The following is a 17,912-nucleotide window of genomic DNA, read 5'->3' on the forward strand; positions in this document are numbered from 1 at the left end:
CTTGTTGCGCTCAAACTTGCTCTTTGCCATTTCCGGCTCTCCGTTCTTTGCCCCTTTTCAGGGAAATTCTTTATGGGTTCAGAGGGTTACCCCGGTCACTTCTGACCGGAGTACTTCGCCTGGATTTCCGTCGCGACGTTGCTCGGCACCGGTGCATAATGATCGAACGTCATCGTGTACTGGGCGCGGCCCTGCGACATGGAACGCAGGTTGTCGACGTACTTGAACATGTTGGCCAGCGGCACATGGGCATTGATGACCACGGCGATGCCGCGGCTTTCCTGGCCCTGGATCTGACCGCGACGGGAGTTCAGGTCGCCGATCACGTCGCCAACGTAGTCTTCCGGGGTGACGACTTCGACCTTCATCATCGGCTCGAGCAGCTGTGCGCCGGCCTTCTTGGCCGCCTCACGGAAGCAGGCACGCGATGCGATTTCGAAGGCGAGGACCGAGGAGTCCACGTCGTGGAAGGCACCGTCAATCAGCGTCGCCTTGACGCCGAGCATCGGGAAGCCTGCCAGCGGACCGGAGGACATGACGCTTTCGATGCCCTTCTGAACGCCCGGGATGTATTCCTTGGGAATGGAACCACCAACGATCTTCGACTCGAACTTGAACTCGTCACCTTCCGGATTGGGTTCGAAGATGATCTTGACGCGCGCGAACTGGCCGGTACCACCGGACTGCTTCTTGTGCGTGTAGTCTTCTTCGTGCGTCCGGGTGATGGTTTCGCGGTAGGCAACCTGCGGCGCGCCGACGGTAGCCTCGACCTTGAATTCACGACGCATGCGGTCGACGAGAATGTCGAGATGCAGCTCGCCCATGCCGGCAATGATGGTCTGACCCGATTCCTCGTCGGTCTTGACGCGGAAGGACGGATCCTCGGCGGCCAGACGGTTGAGCGCGAGGCCCATCTTTTCCTGGTCGCCCTTGGTCTTCGGTTCGATGGCGATCTGGATGACCGGCTCAGGGAACTCCATGCGCTCGAGGATGACCTGATTCAGCGGATCGCAGAGCGTGTCGCCGGTCGTGGTTTCCTTGAGGCCGGCCAGAGCAACGATGTCGCCAGCAAAGGCTTCCTCGATGTCTTCACGGCTGTTGGAGTGCATCTGCAGCATGCGGCCGACGCGTTCGCGCTTTTCCTTGACCGTGTTCATCACCGACGTGCCCTTTTCGAGCTTGCCGGAATAGATGCGGGCAAAGGTCAGCGAGCCGACGAAGGGGTCGTTCATGATCTTGAACGCGAGCATCGACAGCGGCTCTTCATCCGACGGATGACGCGCGATTTCCTGTTCGGTCTTGACGTCGATGCCCTTGATCGAAGGGATGTCGAGCGGCGACGGCAGATATTCGACGACGGCGTCGAGCAAAGGCTGGATGCCCTTGTTCTTGAAGGCCGTGCCGCAGAACATCGGATGGAACTTGACGTCGATCGTGCCACGGCGAACCAGCGCACGGATCTGCTCGTTGTCGGGCATGATGCCTTCGAGATAGGCTTCGGTGGCAGCTTCATCGATGTCGACGACCTGTTCGATCATCTTCTCGCGGTATTCCTGCGCCTTGGCCTTCATGTCCTCGGGGATCTCGACAACATCCCAGGCAGCGCCGAGCGACTCGTCGCGCCAGATCAGGGCATTCATCTCGATCAGGTCGATCACGCCCTTGAATTCGCTTTCAGCACCGATCGGCAGCTGCATGACGACGGCGATCGCACCCAGGCGGGTCTTGATCATCTCGACCGAGCGGTAGAAGTCGGCGCCGGTCTTGTCCATCTTGTTGCAGAAGATCATGCGCGGGACATGGTACTTCTCAGCCTGACGCCAGACGGTTTCCGTCTGCGGCTCGACACCGGCGTTGGCGTCGAGAAGCGCGATGGCACCGTCGAGAACGCGCAGCGAACGCTCGACTTCGATCGTGAAGTCCACGTGGCCGGGGGTGTCGATGATGTTGAAGCGGCGCATCTTGCCGTCGCGACCCTTCCAGAAGGTCGTGGTGGCAGCGGAGGTGATCGTGATGCCACGCTCCTGCTCCTGCTCCATCCAGTCCATGGTGGCCGCGCCGTCGTGGACTTCGCCGATCTTGTGCGACTTACCGGTGTAGTAAAGGATACGCTCGGTGGTCGTGGTCTTGCCGGCGTCGATGTGCGCCATGATACCGAAATTTCGGTAGTCTTCGATTTTGTATTCGCGAGCCATAGGACTGCCTTTCGAAATTCGGTCGGACTTAGATTACCAACGGTAGTGCGAGAACGCGCGGTTGGCGTCAGCCATCTTGTGCGTGTCTTCACGCTTCTTGACGGCGCTGCCGCGGTTGTTGGCGGCATCCATGAGTTCACCCGAGAGACGATCGACCATGGTGGTCTCGTTGCGCTTGCGAGCAGCAGCGATCAGCCAACGGATCGCCAGGGCCTGGCGGCGCTCCGGACGGACGTCGACCGGGACCTGGTAGGTGGCACCACCGACGCGGCGCGAACGGACTTCAACGTGCGGGGCAACGTTCTCAAGGGCCGTGTGGAAGATACCCAGCGGCTCCTGCTTGACCTTGGCCTGCACGGCGTCAAACGCACCGTAGACGATGGTCTCGGCCACGGACTTCTTGCCGTGGAGCATGATGGCATTCATGAACTTGGTAACGATCAGATCGCCGAACTTCGGGTCCGGGTTGATCTCACGCTTTTCTGCACTGTGGCGACGGGACATACTTCTTGTCTCTCAACGGTTGGGACGCTTTATCACGCGGAGAACCTCGCGCAGCGCCGGAATACTGAATACGACCGACTTACTTCGGACGCTTTGCACCGTACTTCGAACGGCGCTGCTTGCGGTTCTTGACACCCTGGGTATCGAGAACGCCGCGGATGATGTGGTAGCGAACGCCCGGCAAATCCTTGACGCGGCCGCCGCGGATCATCACGACAGAGTGTTCCTGAAGGTTGTGGCCCTCACCCGGGATGTAGCCGATGACCTCGAAGCCATTCGTCAGGCGGATCTTGGCGACCTTACGCAGAGCCGAGTTCGGCTTCTTCGGTGTCGTCGTGTACACGCGGGTGCAAACACCACGCTTCTGCGGGTTTTCCTGCAGAGCAGGAACCTTGTTGCGCTTTACCTGTGCCTGACGCGGCTTGCGGATCAGCTGGTTTACGGTAGGCATATAACCATCCCTTGCAAAATCTTCTTCCAAGCCCTTGCGGGCCAATCTGATGCCGTCTCCGGCCGTGACACACACCATGTCTCATGCGCAAAACGTGGCCCAAGCCGGTTTTCCGGATGGACCACAAAAAGCAGAGGACGCATTCCTTATGCGTCATGCGTGCAGCATTCGTGTCTTCAACGTGCGTCGGGAAGCGTGTTTGAGACGTACTCCGGAACGAGTCGTTCCGAACGGACTAGCCTCACATTGCTTCCGATGGAGGGGCGTTTACTGTTTTACCCCTTTGTCGTCAAGACCAATGCCGAAAATAATGGGTTTTGGCCCTTCCGGAACGGCTCTGGCGACACAAAGTTAAGATTTAAGGCGTGATTGCACAAGCCACCATGGCTAAGTTCGGGAATCGCCTGATCCAGGTCCGGATCCCCTGCCCCCCGCGGTGCGCCATCCGACGGCAAGCCTTCAACGGAGATGAAATGATGACCACCCCCGACAACGACAACAACCTCGAAGGTCCCATGGTGTTCATCATCATCGGCAAGGCCTACGAGGTCAAGGACAGCGAAGGCATCGACCTGCACATCATGCTGCGCGCGCCCGACGACGATTCTGCCGTGCGCGAGGCGTTGAACGCCCTGTCCGAAGAAGGCTTCATCGAAGCGGAACTGGATCAGATCGGCGTACTCCAGGAGGAGCCCGTCGAGGAGCCGCATGCTTCCGCCTATCAGGGTGCGCTCGAAGGTGAAGTCGCCATCATCCGTTTCGACGAATAGCCGATGCGCAGCATCCGCCGGATGACCGGCGGATGCTGCTGTCAACGTCAGCTTTGTTGTTGTTTCATTGCGACGTCGGGATGATGCTGATCGGCCGCGGCGTGTCGGCGGTCTCAGCCGGCAGGACCGGATAGCTGATCTCAGGCATCTTGCCGGTCAGCGAGTTCAGGAAGGCGACGATCAGCTCCACCTCTTCCTCCTGAAGCTCCTCGCCGAGCTGCGCCGTCCCCATCACCGCGACCGCCTGCTTCAGATCCCAGACCTTTCCGGAATGGAAGTAGGGCGCCGTCAGCGCGATGTTGCGCAGCGGCGCTGCGCGGAAGACGTAGGAGTCGTCGGCGGTGTTGGTCACCGCAAAACGGCCCTTGTCGTTCTCGGGCAGCACATCGGCACCGGGCTTCTCGATCAGGCCGAAGGGATAGTACCCCTCACCGCCGACGTTGATGCCCGCATGGCAGGAGGCACAGCCCTTGTCCATGAACAGGGCGAGGCCCTGCTTCGCCTCGACCGTCATTGCATCCTCGTCGCCATTCAGGAAGGCGTCGAAGGGTGCCGGCGTGATCAGCGTCGCCTCGAACGCCTCAATGGCTCTGGCGAAATTGTCGAACGTCACCGGATCCTCTTCATCGGGGAACGCGGCTTTGAACCATGCGACGTAGTCCGGCATGGACTTCAGCGTCAGGGTGACGGCGGCCGGCGTATTGGCCATTTCGACACCCGCCTGCACCGGGCCCTTGGCCTGCGCCTTCAGATCTTCCGCACGTCCATCCCAGAACTGGGCGACATTGAAGACGGCGTTGAAGACGGTCGGGGAATTGCGCGGGCCCTTCTGCCAGCCATGGCCGATCGAGGTTTCGAGGTTGTCATCCCCGCCCGTACCCACGTTGTGGCATGAGTTGCAGGAGAAGACGCCGGATGCCGAGATCCGGGGATCGAAGAAGAGAGCCTTGCCGAGGGCAATCTTTTCCGGGGTGATCTTGTTGTCCTTGACCGATGGAATGGTGGACGGCAGTGGTTTGAAGAGTTCGATGGCGGTGTCGCGCAGACCGGCCGGGACCGGTTCGGCCGCGACGGCCGCGGTGGCCAGCAGGACGCTGATGGCTACCGACGACAACAGGTTTTTCATAAGAGCCTCCGTTCGTTTTTTGAACGGTTCCAGATCTAGAAGGCTGGCTCCTCGATGCGTTGAGGGAGGTCAATACATTAGCAGTCCCGACTACGGAAAACCGAAAGGCGCCGAGATTTCTCCCGGCGCCTTTCTTTTGTCAATTGGGGAGGTGCCGCAGACCGGCACCCGAACCCGCCTTACTCGGCGGGCGTGTTTTCGCCCGACAGTTCTTGAAGCATCGGCGTTGCTGCCGAGGCACCGGAGCTCTTGCGACGCTCCTCGAGGATCATCTCGTCGCGCGATGTCGCGATGCGGCGGATCTGCGTCATGGTACCGCCGGTACCGGCCGGGATCAGGCGGCCAACGATGACGTTCTCCTTCAGACCCTGCAGCGTGTCGGTCTTGCCGGCGATCGCAGCTTCCGTGAGGACCTTGGTGGTCTCCTGGAAGGATGCGGCCGAGATGAACGACGGCGTCTGCAGCGAAGCCTTGGTGATGCCGAGGAGGACAGGATCGCCCGCAGCCGGACGCTTGCCTTCCGCAACCAGAACCTCGTTCAGGTCATCCAGCTCGATACGGTCGACGTTGTCGCCGACGATGTACTGGCTGTCGCCCGCATCGGTGACTTCCACCTTCTGCAGCATCTGACGAACGATCACCTCGATGTGCTTGTCGTTGATCACAACGCCCTGCAGTCGGTAGACTTCCTGGATCTCGTTGACGAGGTAGGAAGCAAGTGCTTCCACGCCCTTGATCGCCAGGATGTCGTGCGGCGCAGGATTGCCGTCGAGGATGTAGTCGCCCTTTTCGATGTAGTCGCCTTCCTGAAGGTGGAAGGGCTTGCCCTTCGGGATCAGGTATTCGACCGGCTCGACACCATCTTCGGCAGGCTCGATCATCACGCGACGCTTGTTCTTGTAGTCGCGGCCGAGGCGGATCGTACCATCGATCTCAGCGATGATGGCGTGATCCTTCGGACGACGAGCCTCGAACAGTTCGGCAACACGCGGCAGACCACCGGTGATGTCCTTGGTCTTGGCGCTTTCCAGAGGAACACGCGCAAGCACGTCACCCTGGCTGACCTTCTGACCGGGCTCGATCGACAGGATCGCGTCCACCGACAGCATGAAGCGAGCTTCGCCACCACGGGCAAGCTTCAGCACGTTGCCGGACTCATCCTTGATCACGATTGCCGGCTTCAGATCGTTGCCGCGTGGCGTCGAACGCCAGTCGATGACCTGACGCTTGGTGATGCCGGTGGATTCGTCCGTCGATTCGGTGACCGAGACGGAATCGACCACGTCCTCGAACTGGGCAATCCCCTCGACTTCCGTCATCATCGGGCGGGTGTAGGGATCCCACTCGGCGAGACGCTGGCCGCGCTTGACCTTGTCGCCGTCGTCGACAAACAGCTTGGAGCCGTAGGCAACACGCTGCGAGGACCGTTCGATGCCGCGCTCATCAAGGAGGGCGACGGACATGTTACGACCCATGGCCACGAGCACGCCGTCGGAATTGCGCAGCATGTTGCGGTTCTTCACCTGGACGGTGCCCTCGTAGGAGGCTTCGAGGAACGACTGGTCGACCACGGTCGCGGTACCGCCCAAGTGGAAGGTACGCATGGTGAGCTGGGTGCCCGGCTCGCCAATCGACTGTGCTGCGATGACGCCGACGGCTTCACCCATGTTGACCGGCGTACCACGGGCCAGATCTCGGCCGTAGCAGATCGAGCAGACGCCCGTCTGAACTTCGCAGGTCAGAGCGGAACGAATACGGATCGACTGGATACCGGCCTTCTCGATTTCCACGACATGTGGCTCGAGGATCATCTGGCCGGCATCGACGATACGCTCACCCGTGACAGGATGATCGATATCGTCGAGCGCCGTACGACCGAGGACGCGGGCGCCGATCGAAGCCACGACCTGGCCTGCATCGATGATCGCCGTCATGGTGAGGCCCTTGTCGGTGCCGCAATCGACGGAGTTGACGATGCAATCCTGCGCGACGTCGACGAGACGACGGGTCAGGTAACCGGAGTTCGCGGTCTTCAGGGCGGTGTCTGCAAGACCCTTACGGGCACCGTGCGTCGAGTTGAAGTACTCGTTCACGGTCAGGCCTTCCTTGAAGTTCGAGATGATCGGCGTCTCGATGATTTCACCCGACGGCTTGGCCATGAGGCCGCGCATGCCGCCCAGCTGACGCATCTGGTTCGGAGAACCACGCGCACCGGAGTGGGACATCATGTAGATGGCGTTCATCTGCTTCTGGCGACCGGTCTCGGGATCGAACTCGACGGCCTTAATGCGGGCCATCATGTCTTCCGCGACCTTTTCGGTTGCCTTGCCCCAAGCGTCGACGACCTTGTTGTACTTCTCGCCCTGAGTGATCAGGCCGTCGTTGTACTGCTGCTCGTATTCCTTGACCAGGGACTCGGTATCACCAACGATCTTCACCTTGGTTTCCGGGATGATCATGTCGTCCTTGCCGAACGAAATGCCAGCCTTGCAGGCGTGGGTGAAGCCGAGCTGCATGATACGGTCGCAGAAGATGACCGTGTCCTTCTGGCCGCAGTGACGGTAGACCGCGTCGATCATCTTGGAGATGTTCTTCTTGGTCATTTCCTGGTTGCAGATATCGAAGGGCACCTTGCCGTTCTTGGGCAGGAGCTCGCCGATGATCATGCGGCCTGGCGTCGTTTCGAAGATCTTCGAGTAGGGCTTGCCCTCCTCGTCGACGGACTTGAAGCGTCCGCGGATCTTGGAGTGCAGGGTGACGATCTTGTTCTCAAGAGCATGGTGCAATTCGCCCATGTCGGAGAAGACCATGCCTTCGCCCGGCTCGTTCTGGTTGACGATCGACAGGTAGTACAGGCCGAGAACCATGTCCTGCGACGGAACGATGATCGGTGCACCGTTGGCCGGGTGCAGGATGTTGTTCGTCGACATCATCAGAACGCGGGCTTCAAGCTGGGCTTCCAGCGACAGCGGCACGTGAACGGCCATCTGGTCGCCGTCGAAGTCGGCGTTGAAGGCCGTGCAGACGAGCGGGTGCAACTGGATCGCCTTGCCTTCGACCAGGATCGGCTCGAAGGCCTGGATGCCCAGGCGGTGCAGCGTCGGTGCGCGGTTCAACAGGACCGGATGCTCGCGGATGACCTCGTCGAGGATATCCCAGACTTCCGGACGTTCCTTCTCGACGAGCTTCTTGGCCTGCTTGACGGTCGAGGAGTAACCCTTGGCGTCGAGGCGGGCGTAGATGAACGGCTTGAACAGTTCGAGCGCCATCTTCTTCGGCAGGCCGCACTGGTGCAGCTTCAGTTCCGGACCGGTCACGATGACCGAACGGCCGGAATAGTCGACGCGCTTGCCGAGAAGGTTCTGGCGGAAGCGACCCTGCTTGCCCTTGAGCATGTCGGAGAGCGACTTCAGCGGACGCTTGTTGGCGCCGGTGATGACGCGGCCACGACGGCCGTTGTCGAACAGCGCGTCCACAGATTCCTGCAGCATGCGCTTTTCGTTGCGGATGATGATGCCCGGCGCGCGCAGTTCGATCAGGCGCTTCAGACGGTTGTTACGGTTGATCACGCGACGGTAGAGATCGTTCAGGTCGGAGGTCGCAAAGCGGCCGCCGTCCAGCGGAACCAGCGGACGCAGGTCCGGCGGGATCACGGGAACGACCTTCATGATCATCCATTCCGGGCGGTTGCCGGATTCGATGAAGTTCTCGACGATCTTCAGCCGCTTCATCAGCTTCTTCTGCTTCAGATCCGACGTCGTATCGGCCAGTTCCGCGCGCAGGTCGCCGGCGATCTTCTCGAGGTTCATCGAGGCCAGCATCTCGAAGATGGCCTCGGCACCGATCATCGCGGTAAACTGATCTTCGCCGAACTCGTCGACGGCGATCATGTACTCTTCTTCAGAGAGAAGCTGGTTCTCCTTGAGGGAGGTCAGGCCCGGCTCGGTGACGATGTAGTTTTCGAAGTAGAGAACGCGCTCGACATCCTTCAGCGTCATGTCGAGCAGCGTGGAGATGCGGCTCGGCAGGGACTTCAGGAACCAGATGTGGGCAACCGGTGCAGCGAGTTCGATGTGGCCCATGCGTTCGCGGCGAACGCGCGACAGCGTGACTTCGACGCCGCACTTTTCGCAGATGATGCCCTTGTACTTCATGCGCTTGTACTTGCCGCACAGGCACTCGTAGTCCTTGATCGGTCCAAAGATGCGCGCGCAGAACAGGCCATCGCGTTCCGGCTTGAACGTCCGGTAGTTGATGGTCTCCGGCTTCTTGATCTCGCCAAAGGACCAGGAGAGAATCTTCTCGGGGCTGGCAATCGAAATCCGGATGGAATCGAAATGCTGCGCCGGTACCGACGGGTTGAAAAGGTTCATGACCTCTTGGTTCATGCCTATCTCCTTATGGGGCGTAAGCCCTCAGCTTGCGATCGTGATCCTCCAATTCCCGGGAGAAGGATCCGACGCTCAAAAACGGTCTTAGCCGCAAAATGCGGCGAAAGTTCCCTGCCCTTCGATCACGTCGGGACAGGGTTGGCGCGCGCTGTCAGGCAGCGCGCGCCATTTTGGAGATTATTCGGCTGCGTCCGGCAGTTGCGCGGCTTCGTCCAGCTTCGAGTTCTCGAGCTCGACGGAGAGACCCAGAGACCGCATTTCCTTGACGAGAACGTTGAAGCTCTCGGGAATGCCCGCCTCGAAGGTATCGTCGCCACGGACGATCGCCTCGTAGACCTTGGTACGGCCTGCCACGTCATCCGACTTCACGGTCAGCATTTCCTGCAGCGTATAGGCGGCACCATAGGCTTCCAGAGCCCAGACCTCCATTTCGCCGAAGCGCTGACCGCCGAACTGTGCCTTACCACCAAGCGGCTGCTGGGTGACGAGCGAGTACGGGCCGATCGAACGGGCATGGATCTTGTCGTCCACAAGGTGGTTCAACTTGATCATGTACATGTAGCCGACGGTGACCTTGCGGTCGAAGGCTTCACCGGTACGTCCGTCGTAAAGGACAGACTGACCCGACGGGTCGAGACCCGCCCTCGTCAGCATGGCAGCAACGTCTGGCTCGTGCGCACCGTCGAAGACAGGCGTCGCAATCGACACACCGCCCTTTGACTGTTCGGCAAGCCGGACAAGCGACTCATCGTCGAAGTTTGCAACTTCGTCGTTGGCCATGCTTTCGTAGGTTTCCCGCAGCTCGCGCTTCAGGTCGGTGATGTCGCTCGACTTCTTGTACTCCTCGAGCATCTGGCCGATCTTCTTGCCCATGCCGGCGCAAGCCCAGGCCAGGTGGGTTTCGAGGATCTGACCGACGTTCATGCGCGACGGCACGCCGAGCGGGTTCAGAACGATGTCGACATGCGTGCCGTCTTCGAGGAACGGCATGTCCTCAACCGGTACGATGCGCGACACGACGCCCTTGTTGCCGTGACGGCCAGCCATCTTGTCGCCCGGCTGGATCTTGCGCTTCACAGCAACGAAGACCTTGACCATCTTCATGACGCCCGGAGGCATTTCGTCGCCGCGCTGGACCTTTTCGACCTTGTCCATGAAGCGCTGTTCAAGGCGCGACTTGGACTCATCGTACTGGCCCCGCAGAGCTTCGATCTCGGCCTGGACCTTCTCGTCCTCGACGGCAAACATCCACCACTGCGACCGCGGGTACTCCGAGATCACGGCATTGGTCAGTTCGCCGCCCTTCTTGAAGCCCTTCGGACCGGCAACCGAATTCTGGCCGCGCAGCATGTCCGTGAGACGGCCATAGACGTTGCGGTCGAGAATTGCCTGTTCGTCGTCACGGTCCTTGGCGAGGGTTTCAATTTCCTCGCGCTCGATCGCCATCGCACGTTCGTCCTTCTCGACGCCGTGACGGTTGAAGACGCGCACTTCGACGACCGTACCGAACGTGCCCGGAGGCATGCGCATGGAGGTGTCGCGAACGTCCGAAGCCTTCTCACCGAAGATGGCGCGCAGAAGCTTCTCTTCCGGCGTCATCGGGCTTTCGCCCTTCGGAGTGATCTTGCCGACAAGAATGTCGCCAGGGGTCACTTCCGCACCGATGTAGACGATACCGGCTTCGTCGAGGTTCTTCAGCGCTTCTTCCGAAACGTTCGGAATGTCGCGCGTGATTTCTTCCGGACCAAGCTTGGTGTCACGCGCCATCACTTCGAACTCTTCGATGTGGATGGAGGTGAACACGTCGTCGGAGACGATCCGCTCGGAGAGCAGGATGGAGTCTTCGTAGTTGTAGCCGTTCCAGGGCATGAACGCGACGAGCGCATTGCGGCCGAGAGCCAAGTCACCGAGATCGGTCGACGGACCGTCAGCGATGATGTCGCCCTTGTTCAGAATGTCGCCGACGGCGACCAGCGGACGCTGGTTGACGCAGGTGTTCTGGTTGGAGCGCTGGAACTTCTGCAGGCGGTAGATATCAACGCCGGACTTGCCCGCATCGAGATCTTCCGTCGCGCGGATAACGATACGGGTCGCATCGACCTGGTCGACCACGCCGCCACGACGGGCTGCGATGGCAGCACCGGAGTCACGGGCAACGACCGGCTCCATGCCGGTGCCGACGAACGGCGCTTCGGCACGCACCAGTGGCACGGCCTGACGCTGCATGTTGGAACCCATCAGAGCGCGGTTGGCGTCGTCGTTTTCCAGGAACGGAATCAGAGCGGCGGCGACCGACACGAGCTGCTTCGGCGAGACGTCCATCAGGTTGATGGTGTCGCGCGGCGACAGCATGACTTCGCCGGCATGACGGCAGACGACGAACTCTTCGACGAAGGAGCCGTTCGCGTCGAGCTCGGCATTCGCCTGTGCCACGTAGTACTTCGCCTCTTCCATAGCGGAGAGGTAGAGCACTTCCTTGGTGACGACGCCGTCGACGATCTTGCGGTACGGGCTTTCGATGAAGCCGTACTTGTTGACCCGGGCGAAGGTGGCCAGCGAGTTGATCAGACCGATGTTCGGGCCTTCCGGCGTCTCGATCGGGCAGATACGGCCGTAGTGGGTCGGGTGAACGTCGCGGACTTCGAAGCCGGCGCGCTCGCGGGTCAGACCACCCGGTCCAAGAGCCGAGAGACGTCGCTTGTGGGTGATTTCCGAGAGCGGGTTCACCTGGTCCATGAACTGCGACAGCTGCGAGGAGCCGAAGAATTCGCGCACCGCGGCCGCTGCCGGCTTGGCGTTGATCAGGTCCTGCGGCATGACGGTGTCGATCTCGATCGACGACATGCGTTCCTTGATCGCGCGTTCCATGCGCAGCAGGCCCAGACGGTACTGGTTTTCCATGAGCTCGCCGACCGAACGCACACGGCGGTTGCCGAGGTTGTCGATGTCGTCGATCTCGCCCTTGCCGTCGCGCAGTTCGACCAGCATCCGGACCACGGCCAGGATGTCTTCCTTGCGCAGCGTGCGCATGGTGTCGGGAGCGTCGAGGTCGAGACGCATGTTCATCTTGACGCGGCCAACGGCGGACAGGTCATAGCGCTCGCTGTCGAAGAACAGCGAGTTGAACATGGCTTCGGCCGATTCCATGGTCGGCGGTTCGCCCGGACGCATGACGCGGTAGATGTCGAACAAGGCTTCCTGACGGTTCTCGTTCTTGTCTGCCACCAGCGTGTTGCGGATGTAGGCGCCGACGTTGATGTGGTCGATGTCGAGGATCGGGATCTCGGTGAAGCCGAGCTTCATGAGGTCGACGAGATTGCCCTTGCGTTCGCCGGACTTGGCGTCGAGCGCCATTTCCAGCTCTTCGCCGGCTTCCAGGTAGACTTCACCCGTCTCCGGGTTGACGATGTCCTCGGCCACGAAGTTGCCGACGAGATCCTCGTCGCTGGCACGAAGCGCCTTCAGGCCCTTGTCCGTCAGCTGACGGAGCAGGCGCGGGGTGAGCTTCTTGCCGGATTCGACGACCACTTCGCCGGTGTCGGCGTCGATCATGTCGGAAAGGGTCTTTGCGCCCTTCAGCGTCTCGGGCTGGAAGGGAATGCGCCAGCCGTCGCCATCACGAACGTAATTGGACTTCGTGTAGAAGGTCGACAGGATCTCTTCGCCGTCCATGCCAAGCGCCATCAGCAGCGAGGTTGCCGGAATCTTGCGGCGACGGTCGATGCGGGCGTAGACGATGTCCTTGGCGTCGAACTCGATGTCGAGCCACGAACCGCGGTAAGGGATGACGCGGGCAGCAAACAGCAGCTTGCCCGAGGAATGGCTCTTGCCCTTGTCGTGGTCGAAGAAGACGCCCGGCGAGCGGTGCATCTGCGAGACGATGACACGCTCGGTGCCGTTGACGATGAAGGTGCCGTTGTTGGTCATGAGCGGCATGTCGCCCATGTACACGGACTGTTCCTTGATGTCCTTGATGGACTTGGCGCCCGTATCCTCGTCGATATCGAACACGATCAGGCGAAGCGTCACCTTGAGCGGCGCTGCATAGGTCAGATCGCGCTGACGGCATTCCTCGACGTCGAACTTCGGGGGCTCGAATTCATAGGACACGAATTCCAGCATGGAGGCGCCGGAGAAATCGGTGATCGGGAACACCGACCGGAAAACAGCGTTCAGACCTTCGTCCGGACGACCACCTTCGGGTTCTTCGACCATGAGAAACTGGTCGTAGGATGCCTTCTGAACCTCGATGAGGTTCGGCATTTCTGCGACTTCGGGGATTTTACCAAAAAACTTGCGTACGCGCCTGCGACCATTGAACGAAAGGGTCTGAGCCATCGTCGCTCCTTCAAAACTGCATCCGGGCCTGCAACGGACGGAATTCGATGGCCAGTCGATCCCGTCTATCATGGGTGGTTCAAATCTCGTCTTACCTCCCGAACCGCCAGCCGGATTGCCGGTCGTTTCGGGCGAAGACCATCCTCTTGAAGAACCCATTACCCAAAAGCCGTTTCACGGGCTTTTGGGTAAAACGTTCGGAGGAACGAGCATCGGGAGAGGACATAAGCCCTCTCCCGACTTCTTCCAGATTACTTAACGTCGACCTTGGCGCCGGCGTCCTCAAGCTTCTTCTTGAGGTCAGCGGCTTCAGCCTTGGAGACGGCTTCCTTGACAGCCTTCGGAGCACCCTCGACGAGGTCCTTGGCTTCCTTGAGGCCCAGGCCGGTGATGGCGCGGACTTCCTTGATGACGTTGATCTTGTTCGCGCCGGCTTCCGTGAGGATGACGTCGAACTCAGTCTTTTCTTCTTCGGCAGCAGCCGGAGCAGCACCGCCGCCAGCAGCAGCAGCAGCCACTGGTGCAGCTGCGGAAACGCCCCACTTCTCTTCGAGCATCTTGGACAGCTCAGCAGCTTCCAGGACGGTCAGCGAGGAGAGGTCTTCAACGATCTTTGCGAGATCAGCCATTTTAGTAGTTCCTTTTGTGTTCGGTTCGAACTGGTTTGATATCTACAGCGAAAAACCGCCTTAAGCGGCTTCGTCCTTCTTGGCGTAGGCTGCGAACACGCGAGCAAGCTGAGCTGCCGGTGCCTGAACAACGCCAGCGATGCGCGTAGCCGGCGTCTGGATCATGCCCAGCAGCTTTGCACGCAGCTCGTCCAGCGAAGGCAGGGTCGCAAGCGACTTGACTGCATCTGCGCTGAGCGTGGTTGCTCCCATGGAGCCGCCCAGGACAACGATCTTGTCGTTGGTCTTGGCGAAATCCATGACGACCTTCGGAGCGGTGATGGGATCTTCGCTGTAAGCGATGAGCGTCTGACCCTTGAACAGGTCCGACATCCCTTCCGACTCCGTGCCCTGAAGAGCGATCTTGGCCAGGCGGTTCTTCGCGACTTTGACGGTGCCGCCAGCAGCACGCATTTTCGAACGAAAGTCGTTCATTTGCGCAACTGTGACACCAGCATAGTGGGCCACGACAACCGAACCGGAAGCCTTAAAGACTTCGCTCAGCTCCGTGACGAATTCGCGTTTTTCCGCTCTTTCCACTGTCTGTCTCCAGTTGACGGGACCGCAATCATGCAGGCCCCATCGGTTTGCCTTTTGCCCCTAGGGATCTTCTCTTCAAGATCCCAAGCGACGCTTGAGGATCCTGTCCCCTCGCACTGTCACCTCAACGGCTCCAGGCACAAGGCACACAAGGCTCGAACCGATCACCGGAAGCCTGAGCCTCCTAAAATCGGGTCTTACCCGTCTCATGCAGGCATGTATTAAGGCCCGAAGGCCGCCCACAATCTCGGACAGGAGTTCCAGGTTTCCCTGGAAATTCCCGGCCCCGAGGGACCGGGAATTCTTTCACCCGGGCGAGCCCGGGAGTAACGTGATCAGACCGTAACGGTCGACGGATCGATCTTGACGCCCGGGCCCATGGTCGAGGAGATGGCTACGCGCTTGACGTAGTTGCCCTTCGCACCGGCAGGCTTTGCCTTGACGACGGCGTCAGCGAAAGCCTTGATGTTTTCTTCGAGCGCCTTGGCGTCGAACGAGGCCTTGCCGATACCGGCATGGATGATACCGGCCTTCTCGACGCGGAACTCAACGGCACCGCCCTTGGATGCCTTGACGGCACCGGCAACGTCCATGGTGACCGTGCCAACCTTCGGGTTCGGCATCATGCCACGCGGGCCGAGAACCTTACCGAGGCGACCGACGAGCGGCATCATGTCCGGGGTGGCGATGCAACGATCGAAGTCGATCTTGCCGCCCTGAACGATCTCGACCAGGTCTTCTGCACCGACGATGTCGGCACCAGCAGCCGTGGCTTCATCAGCCTTGGCGCCACGTGCGAAGACGGCAACGCGAACGTCGCGGCCCGTGCCGTTCGGAAGATTGACGACGCCACGGACCATCTGGTCGGCATGACGCGGATCAACGCCGAGGTTCATGGCGATCTCTACGGTCTCGTCGAACTTGGCTGTCGCCCGTTCCTTGACCAGCGAGATGGCATCCGTCAGCGCGACCAGCTTGGTCGGATCGATGCCTTCACGGATCTTCTGAATACGCTTTGCAACCTTGACCATGATCAGCCCACCACTTCCAGGCCCATGGAGCGGGCAGAGCCCTCAACCATCAGCATTGCGCCTTCGATGTCAGCAGCGTTCAGATCCTTCATCTTGCCTTCGGCAATAGCCCGGACCTGCGCCTTGGTGATCGTACCGGCGTTGCTACCCTTGCCCGGCGTCTTCGAGCCGGAGGTGATCTTTGCTTCCTTCTTCAGCCAGTAGGTAACCGGCGGCTGCTTCATTGCGAAGGTGAAGGACTTGTCCTGGAAATAGGTGATGACGACCGGGATCGGCATGCCCTTTTCCATTTCCTGCGTGGCGGCATTGAACGCCTTGCAGAATTCCATGATGTTAATGCCACGCTGACCAAGCGCCGGGCCGATTGGCGGGGACGGGTTTGCCGATCCTGCCTTGACCTGAAGCTTGAGCTGGCCTGCAACTTTCTTAGCCATAACTCTCTGCCTTTCTACTTAGACCGGTTTCCCGGCCACCTGTGCCGGCACGAGGCCGGCGGCTGCGGTTGCGTGGTGCGTCTGGACAAGCCCGGCTAAAGGCTGCCATCCTCCCACGCGGTCGGGAAGTTCCCTTCCCTTTCGCTCAGACCTTCTCGACCTGAGCGTATTCAAGCTCGACGGGTGTCGCGCGGCCAAAGATCGAGACTTCGACCTTGAGGCGCGAACGCTCCTCGTCGACATCCTGCACGGTGCCATTGAACGAGGCGAAAGGACCGTCGGAAACACGAACCTGCTCGCCGATCTCGAAGCTGATGGACGACTTCGGCCGCTCCACACCTTCCTGGACCTGGCCCAGGATACGGTCCGCCTCGAAGTCTGGGATCGGAACAGGCTTGCTGTCGGACCCCAGAAAGCCGGTGACCTTCGGCGTGTTCTTGATCAGGTGGTAAGCCTCGTCCGTCAGGTTCGCCCGCACCAGCACGTAGCCGGGGAAGAACTTGCGTTCCGAATCCACTTTCCGGCCGCGGCGGATTTCGACAACCTTCTCGGTCGGCACAAGGATCTTTTCGAAGAGATGCGACAGGCCCTTCTGGCGCGCCTTGTTCTCGATGTCCTCGGCAACCTTCTTTTCAAAATTCGAATATGCGTGGACGATGTACCAACGCGCCGCCATCTTCATCTCCACAATCAATTGCCGACGTTCAGCACGAGGCCCATCAGCCAGCCGATAAGCTGGTCGGCAGCAAAGAAAAACAGAGCGGCGAAAATAACCATCAACAGGACCATCGCCGTCGAGATCATCGTCTCGCGGCGTGATGGCCAGGTAATTTTCGACGCCTCTGCGCGAACCTGCTGCAGAAACTGAATTGGATTGGTTTTGGAAGCCATCTATGTCCACGCCATTACGGCACGTAAAGCTGATACTGCTCAGCCCCACGCGCCGCGTGTCTGTTTCGCCACTACATAAACATCCCTCCCCTCTTTCACAAGAGGGAATCGATGTTCGATGAAATTCGTCGACCTAACGGCCGACAACCCGGCCTCTCAACATCGCAGCGACCTATTCGCGCGACAGAAAGACTGGCAGGGGCAGCCGGGCTTGAACCGACGACCTGCGGTTTTGGAGACCGCCGCTCTACCAACTGAGCTATACCCCTTCAGAGATTCCCGCCGCGCAAAGCGCCACCGGAACAGGCGGCTTCATATTCAACTTGCGTGGCGATGACAAGCACTATTCGAGCAAAAACGACAGGGCGGAGGAGTTTCTTCCGACACCGGATGTCACCGGTCGATGACACGCCCGCCCCGTCGAAAGCGCCGCAGAAAAAGCAAAAGCCCCGCCGTTTCCGGCGGGGCCTTGTCCTCTCCCTTTCGGGAGATCAGATTAGGCGACGATCGAGGCGACGATGCCGGCGCCGACGGTGCGGCCGCCTTCGCGGATCGCGAAGCGCAGCTTTTCTT

The 17,912-nt window shown here is 60.1% G+C and carries 14 protein-coding genes and 1 tRNA gene; 1 reads left to right on the forward strand and 14 read right to left on the reverse strand.

All coding sequences use genetic code 11. The features are described 5' to 3' along the window. Positions 1-95: 95 nt before the first annotated feature. The 3 genes from fusA to rpsL form a co-directional block, all read right to left on the reverse strand. The gene (gene fusA, locus EO99_RS0124580) at positions 96-2,195 is read right to left on the reverse strand and encodes an elongation factor G (protein WP_029621195.1); all 2,100 of its coding nucleotides are present in this window, start codon (positions 2,193-2,195) and stop codon (positions 96-98) included. 33 nt (positions 2,196-2,228) lie between these two features. Continuing rightward, on the reverse strand, positions 2,229-2,699 hold the full coding sequence (gene rpsG / locus EO99_RS0124585) for a 30S ribosomal protein S7 (protein WP_029621196.1): 471 nt from the start codon (positions 2,697-2,699) through the stop codon (positions 2,229-2,231). A gap of 79 nt (positions 2,700-2,778) precedes the next feature. Continuing rightward, the gene (gene rpsL, locus EO99_RS0124590) at positions 2,779-3,150 is read right to left on the reverse strand and encodes a 30S ribosomal protein S12 (RefSeq protein ID WP_003507760.1); all 372 of its coding nucleotides are present in this window, start codon (positions 3,148-3,150) and stop codon (positions 2,779-2,781) included. A 473-nt stretch (positions 3,151-3,623) separates the two neighbouring features. On the opposite strand from rpsL, the gene EO99_RS0124595 reads away from it, so the two are divergent. Next, positions 3,624-3,920, forward strand: coding sequence for a hypothetical protein (locus EO99_RS0124595; protein ID WP_029621197.1), 297 nt, complete (start codon positions 3,624-3,626; stop codon positions 3,918-3,920). Positions 3,921-3,984: 64 nt separating this feature from the next. Here the strand turns inward: EO99_RS0124595 and EO99_RS0124600 are convergent, their stop codons facing one another. The 11 genes from EO99_RS0124600 to EO99_RS27770 form a co-directional block, all read right to left on the reverse strand. Further along, positions 3,985-5,046, reverse strand: coding sequence for a cytochrome-c peroxidase (locus EO99_RS0124600; protein WP_029621198.1), 1,062 nt, complete (start codon positions 5,044-5,046; stop codon positions 3,985-3,987). A gap of 179 nt (positions 5,047-5,225) precedes the next feature. Continuing rightward, on the reverse strand, positions 5,226-9,434 hold the full coding sequence (gene rpoC / locus EO99_RS0124605; RefSeq protein WP_029621199.1) for a DNA-directed RNA polymerase subunit beta': 4,209 nt from the start codon (positions 9,432-9,434) through the stop codon (positions 5,226-5,228). Between the two features lie 180 nt (positions 9,435-9,614). Continuing rightward, positions 9,615-13,775: a DNA-directed RNA polymerase subunit beta gene (gene rpoB, locus EO99_RS0124610; protein ID WP_029621200.1), complete on the reverse strand. Its 4,161-nt coding sequence runs from the start codon at positions 13,773-13,775 to the stop codon at positions 9,615-9,617. A 251-nt stretch (positions 13,776-14,026) separates the two neighbouring features. Further along, positions 14,027-14,404: a 50S ribosomal protein L7/L12 gene (rplL, locus tag EO99_RS0124615; protein WP_029621201.1), complete on the reverse strand. Its 378-nt coding sequence runs from the start codon at positions 14,402-14,404 to the stop codon at positions 14,027-14,029. A gap of 60 nt (positions 14,405-14,464) precedes the next feature. Beyond that, positions 14,465-14,983 carry a 50S ribosomal protein L10 gene (gene rplJ, locus EO99_RS0124620; RefSeq protein ID WP_029621202.1) on the reverse strand — a complete coding sequence of 173 codons (519 nt, stop codon included), beginning with the start codon at positions 14,981-14,983 and terminating at the stop codon, positions 14,465-14,467. A gap of 335 nt (positions 14,984-15,318) precedes the next feature. Further along, a complete protein-coding gene (rplA, locus tag EO99_RS0124625) occupies positions 15,319-16,014 on the reverse strand; it encodes a 50S ribosomal protein L1 (RefSeq protein WP_029621203.1) in 696 nt (231 codons plus the stop codon). 2 nt (positions 16,015-16,016) lie between these two features. Next, on the reverse strand, positions 16,017-16,448 hold the full coding sequence (gene rplK, locus EO99_RS0124630; RefSeq protein ID WP_029621204.1) for a 50S ribosomal protein L11: 432 nt from the start codon (positions 16,446-16,448) through the stop codon (positions 16,017-16,019). 145 nt (positions 16,449-16,593) lie between these two features. Then, positions 16,594-17,124 carry a transcription termination/antitermination protein NusG gene (nusG, locus tag EO99_RS0124635; RefSeq protein ID WP_029621205.1) on the reverse strand — a complete coding sequence of 177 codons (531 nt, stop codon included), beginning with the start codon at positions 17,122-17,124 and terminating at the stop codon, positions 16,594-16,596. A 14-nt stretch (positions 17,125-17,138) separates the two neighbouring features. Beyond that, the gene (secE, locus tag EO99_RS0124640) at positions 17,139-17,339 is read right to left on the reverse strand and encodes a preprotein translocase subunit SecE (RefSeq protein ID WP_029621206.1); all 201 of its coding nucleotides are present in this window, start codon (positions 17,337-17,339) and stop codon (positions 17,139-17,141) included. A 193-nt stretch (positions 17,340-17,532) separates the two neighbouring features. Further along, positions 17,533-17,608 (reverse strand) — tRNA-Trp (locus tag EO99_RS0124645). A 227-nt stretch (positions 17,609-17,835) separates the two neighbouring features. Next, positions 17,836-17,912: EF-Tu C-terminal domain-related protein (locus tag EO99_RS27770; RefSeq protein ID WP_156034904.1), on the reverse strand; the 77-nt coding region annotated here is incomplete at its 5' end.

It is taken from the genome of Pseudorhizobium marinum (genome assembly GCF_000705355.1).
In the GTDB taxonomy this organism is placed as follows: Bacteria; Pseudomonadota; Alphaproteobacteria; order Rhizobiales; family Rhizobiaceae; genus Neorhizobium; species Neorhizobium pelagicum.

Excerpts from the sequence above, each read along its gene's own strand:
- rpoC (WP_029621199.1), bottom strand. The coding sequence starts at position 9,434 with ATGAACCAAGAGGTCATGAACCTTTTCAACCCGTCGGTACCGGCGCAG.
- rplL (WP_029621201.1), bottom strand. The coding sequence starts at position 14,404 with ATGGCTGATCTCGCAAAGATCGTTGAAGACCTCTCCTCGCTGACCGTC.
- secE (WP_029621206.1), bottom strand. The coding sequence starts at position 17,339 with ATGGCTTCCAAAACCAATCCAATTCAGTTTCTGCAGCAGGTTCGCGCA.
- rpsL (WP_003507760.1), bottom strand. The coding sequence starts at position 3,150 with ATGCCTACCGTAAACCAGCTGATCCGCAAGCCGCGTCAGGCACAGGTA.
- EO99_RS0124595 (WP_029621197.1), top strand. The coding sequence starts at position 3,624 with ATGATGACCACCCCCGACAACGACAACAACCTCGAAGGTCCCATGGTG.
- fusA (WP_029621195.1), bottom strand. The coding sequence starts at position 2,195 with ATGGCTCGCGAATACAAAATCGAAGACTACCGAAATTTCGGTATCATG.
- rpsG (WP_029621196.1), bottom strand. The coding sequence starts at position 2,699 with ATGTCCCGTCGCCACAGTGCAGAAAAGCGTGAGATCAACCCGGACCCG.
- nusG (WP_029621205.1), bottom strand. The coding sequence starts at position 17,124 with ATGGCGGCGCGTTGGTACATCGTCCACGCATATTCGAATTTTGAAAAG.
- rpoB (WP_029621200.1), bottom strand. The coding sequence starts at position 13,775 with ATGGCTCAGACCCTTTCGTTCAATGGTCGCAGGCGCGTACGCAAGTTT.
- EO99_RS0124600 (WP_029621198.1), bottom strand. The coding sequence starts at position 5,046 with ATGAAAAACCTGTTGTCGTCGGTAGCCATCAGCGTCCTGCTGGCCACC.
- rplA (WP_029621203.1), bottom strand. The coding sequence starts at position 16,014 with ATGGTCAAGGTTGCAAAGCGTATTCAGAAGATCCGTGAAGGCATCGAT.
- rplK (WP_029621204.1), bottom strand. The coding sequence starts at position 16,448 with ATGGCTAAGAAAGTTGCAGGCCAGCTCAAGCTTCAGGTCAAGGCAGGA.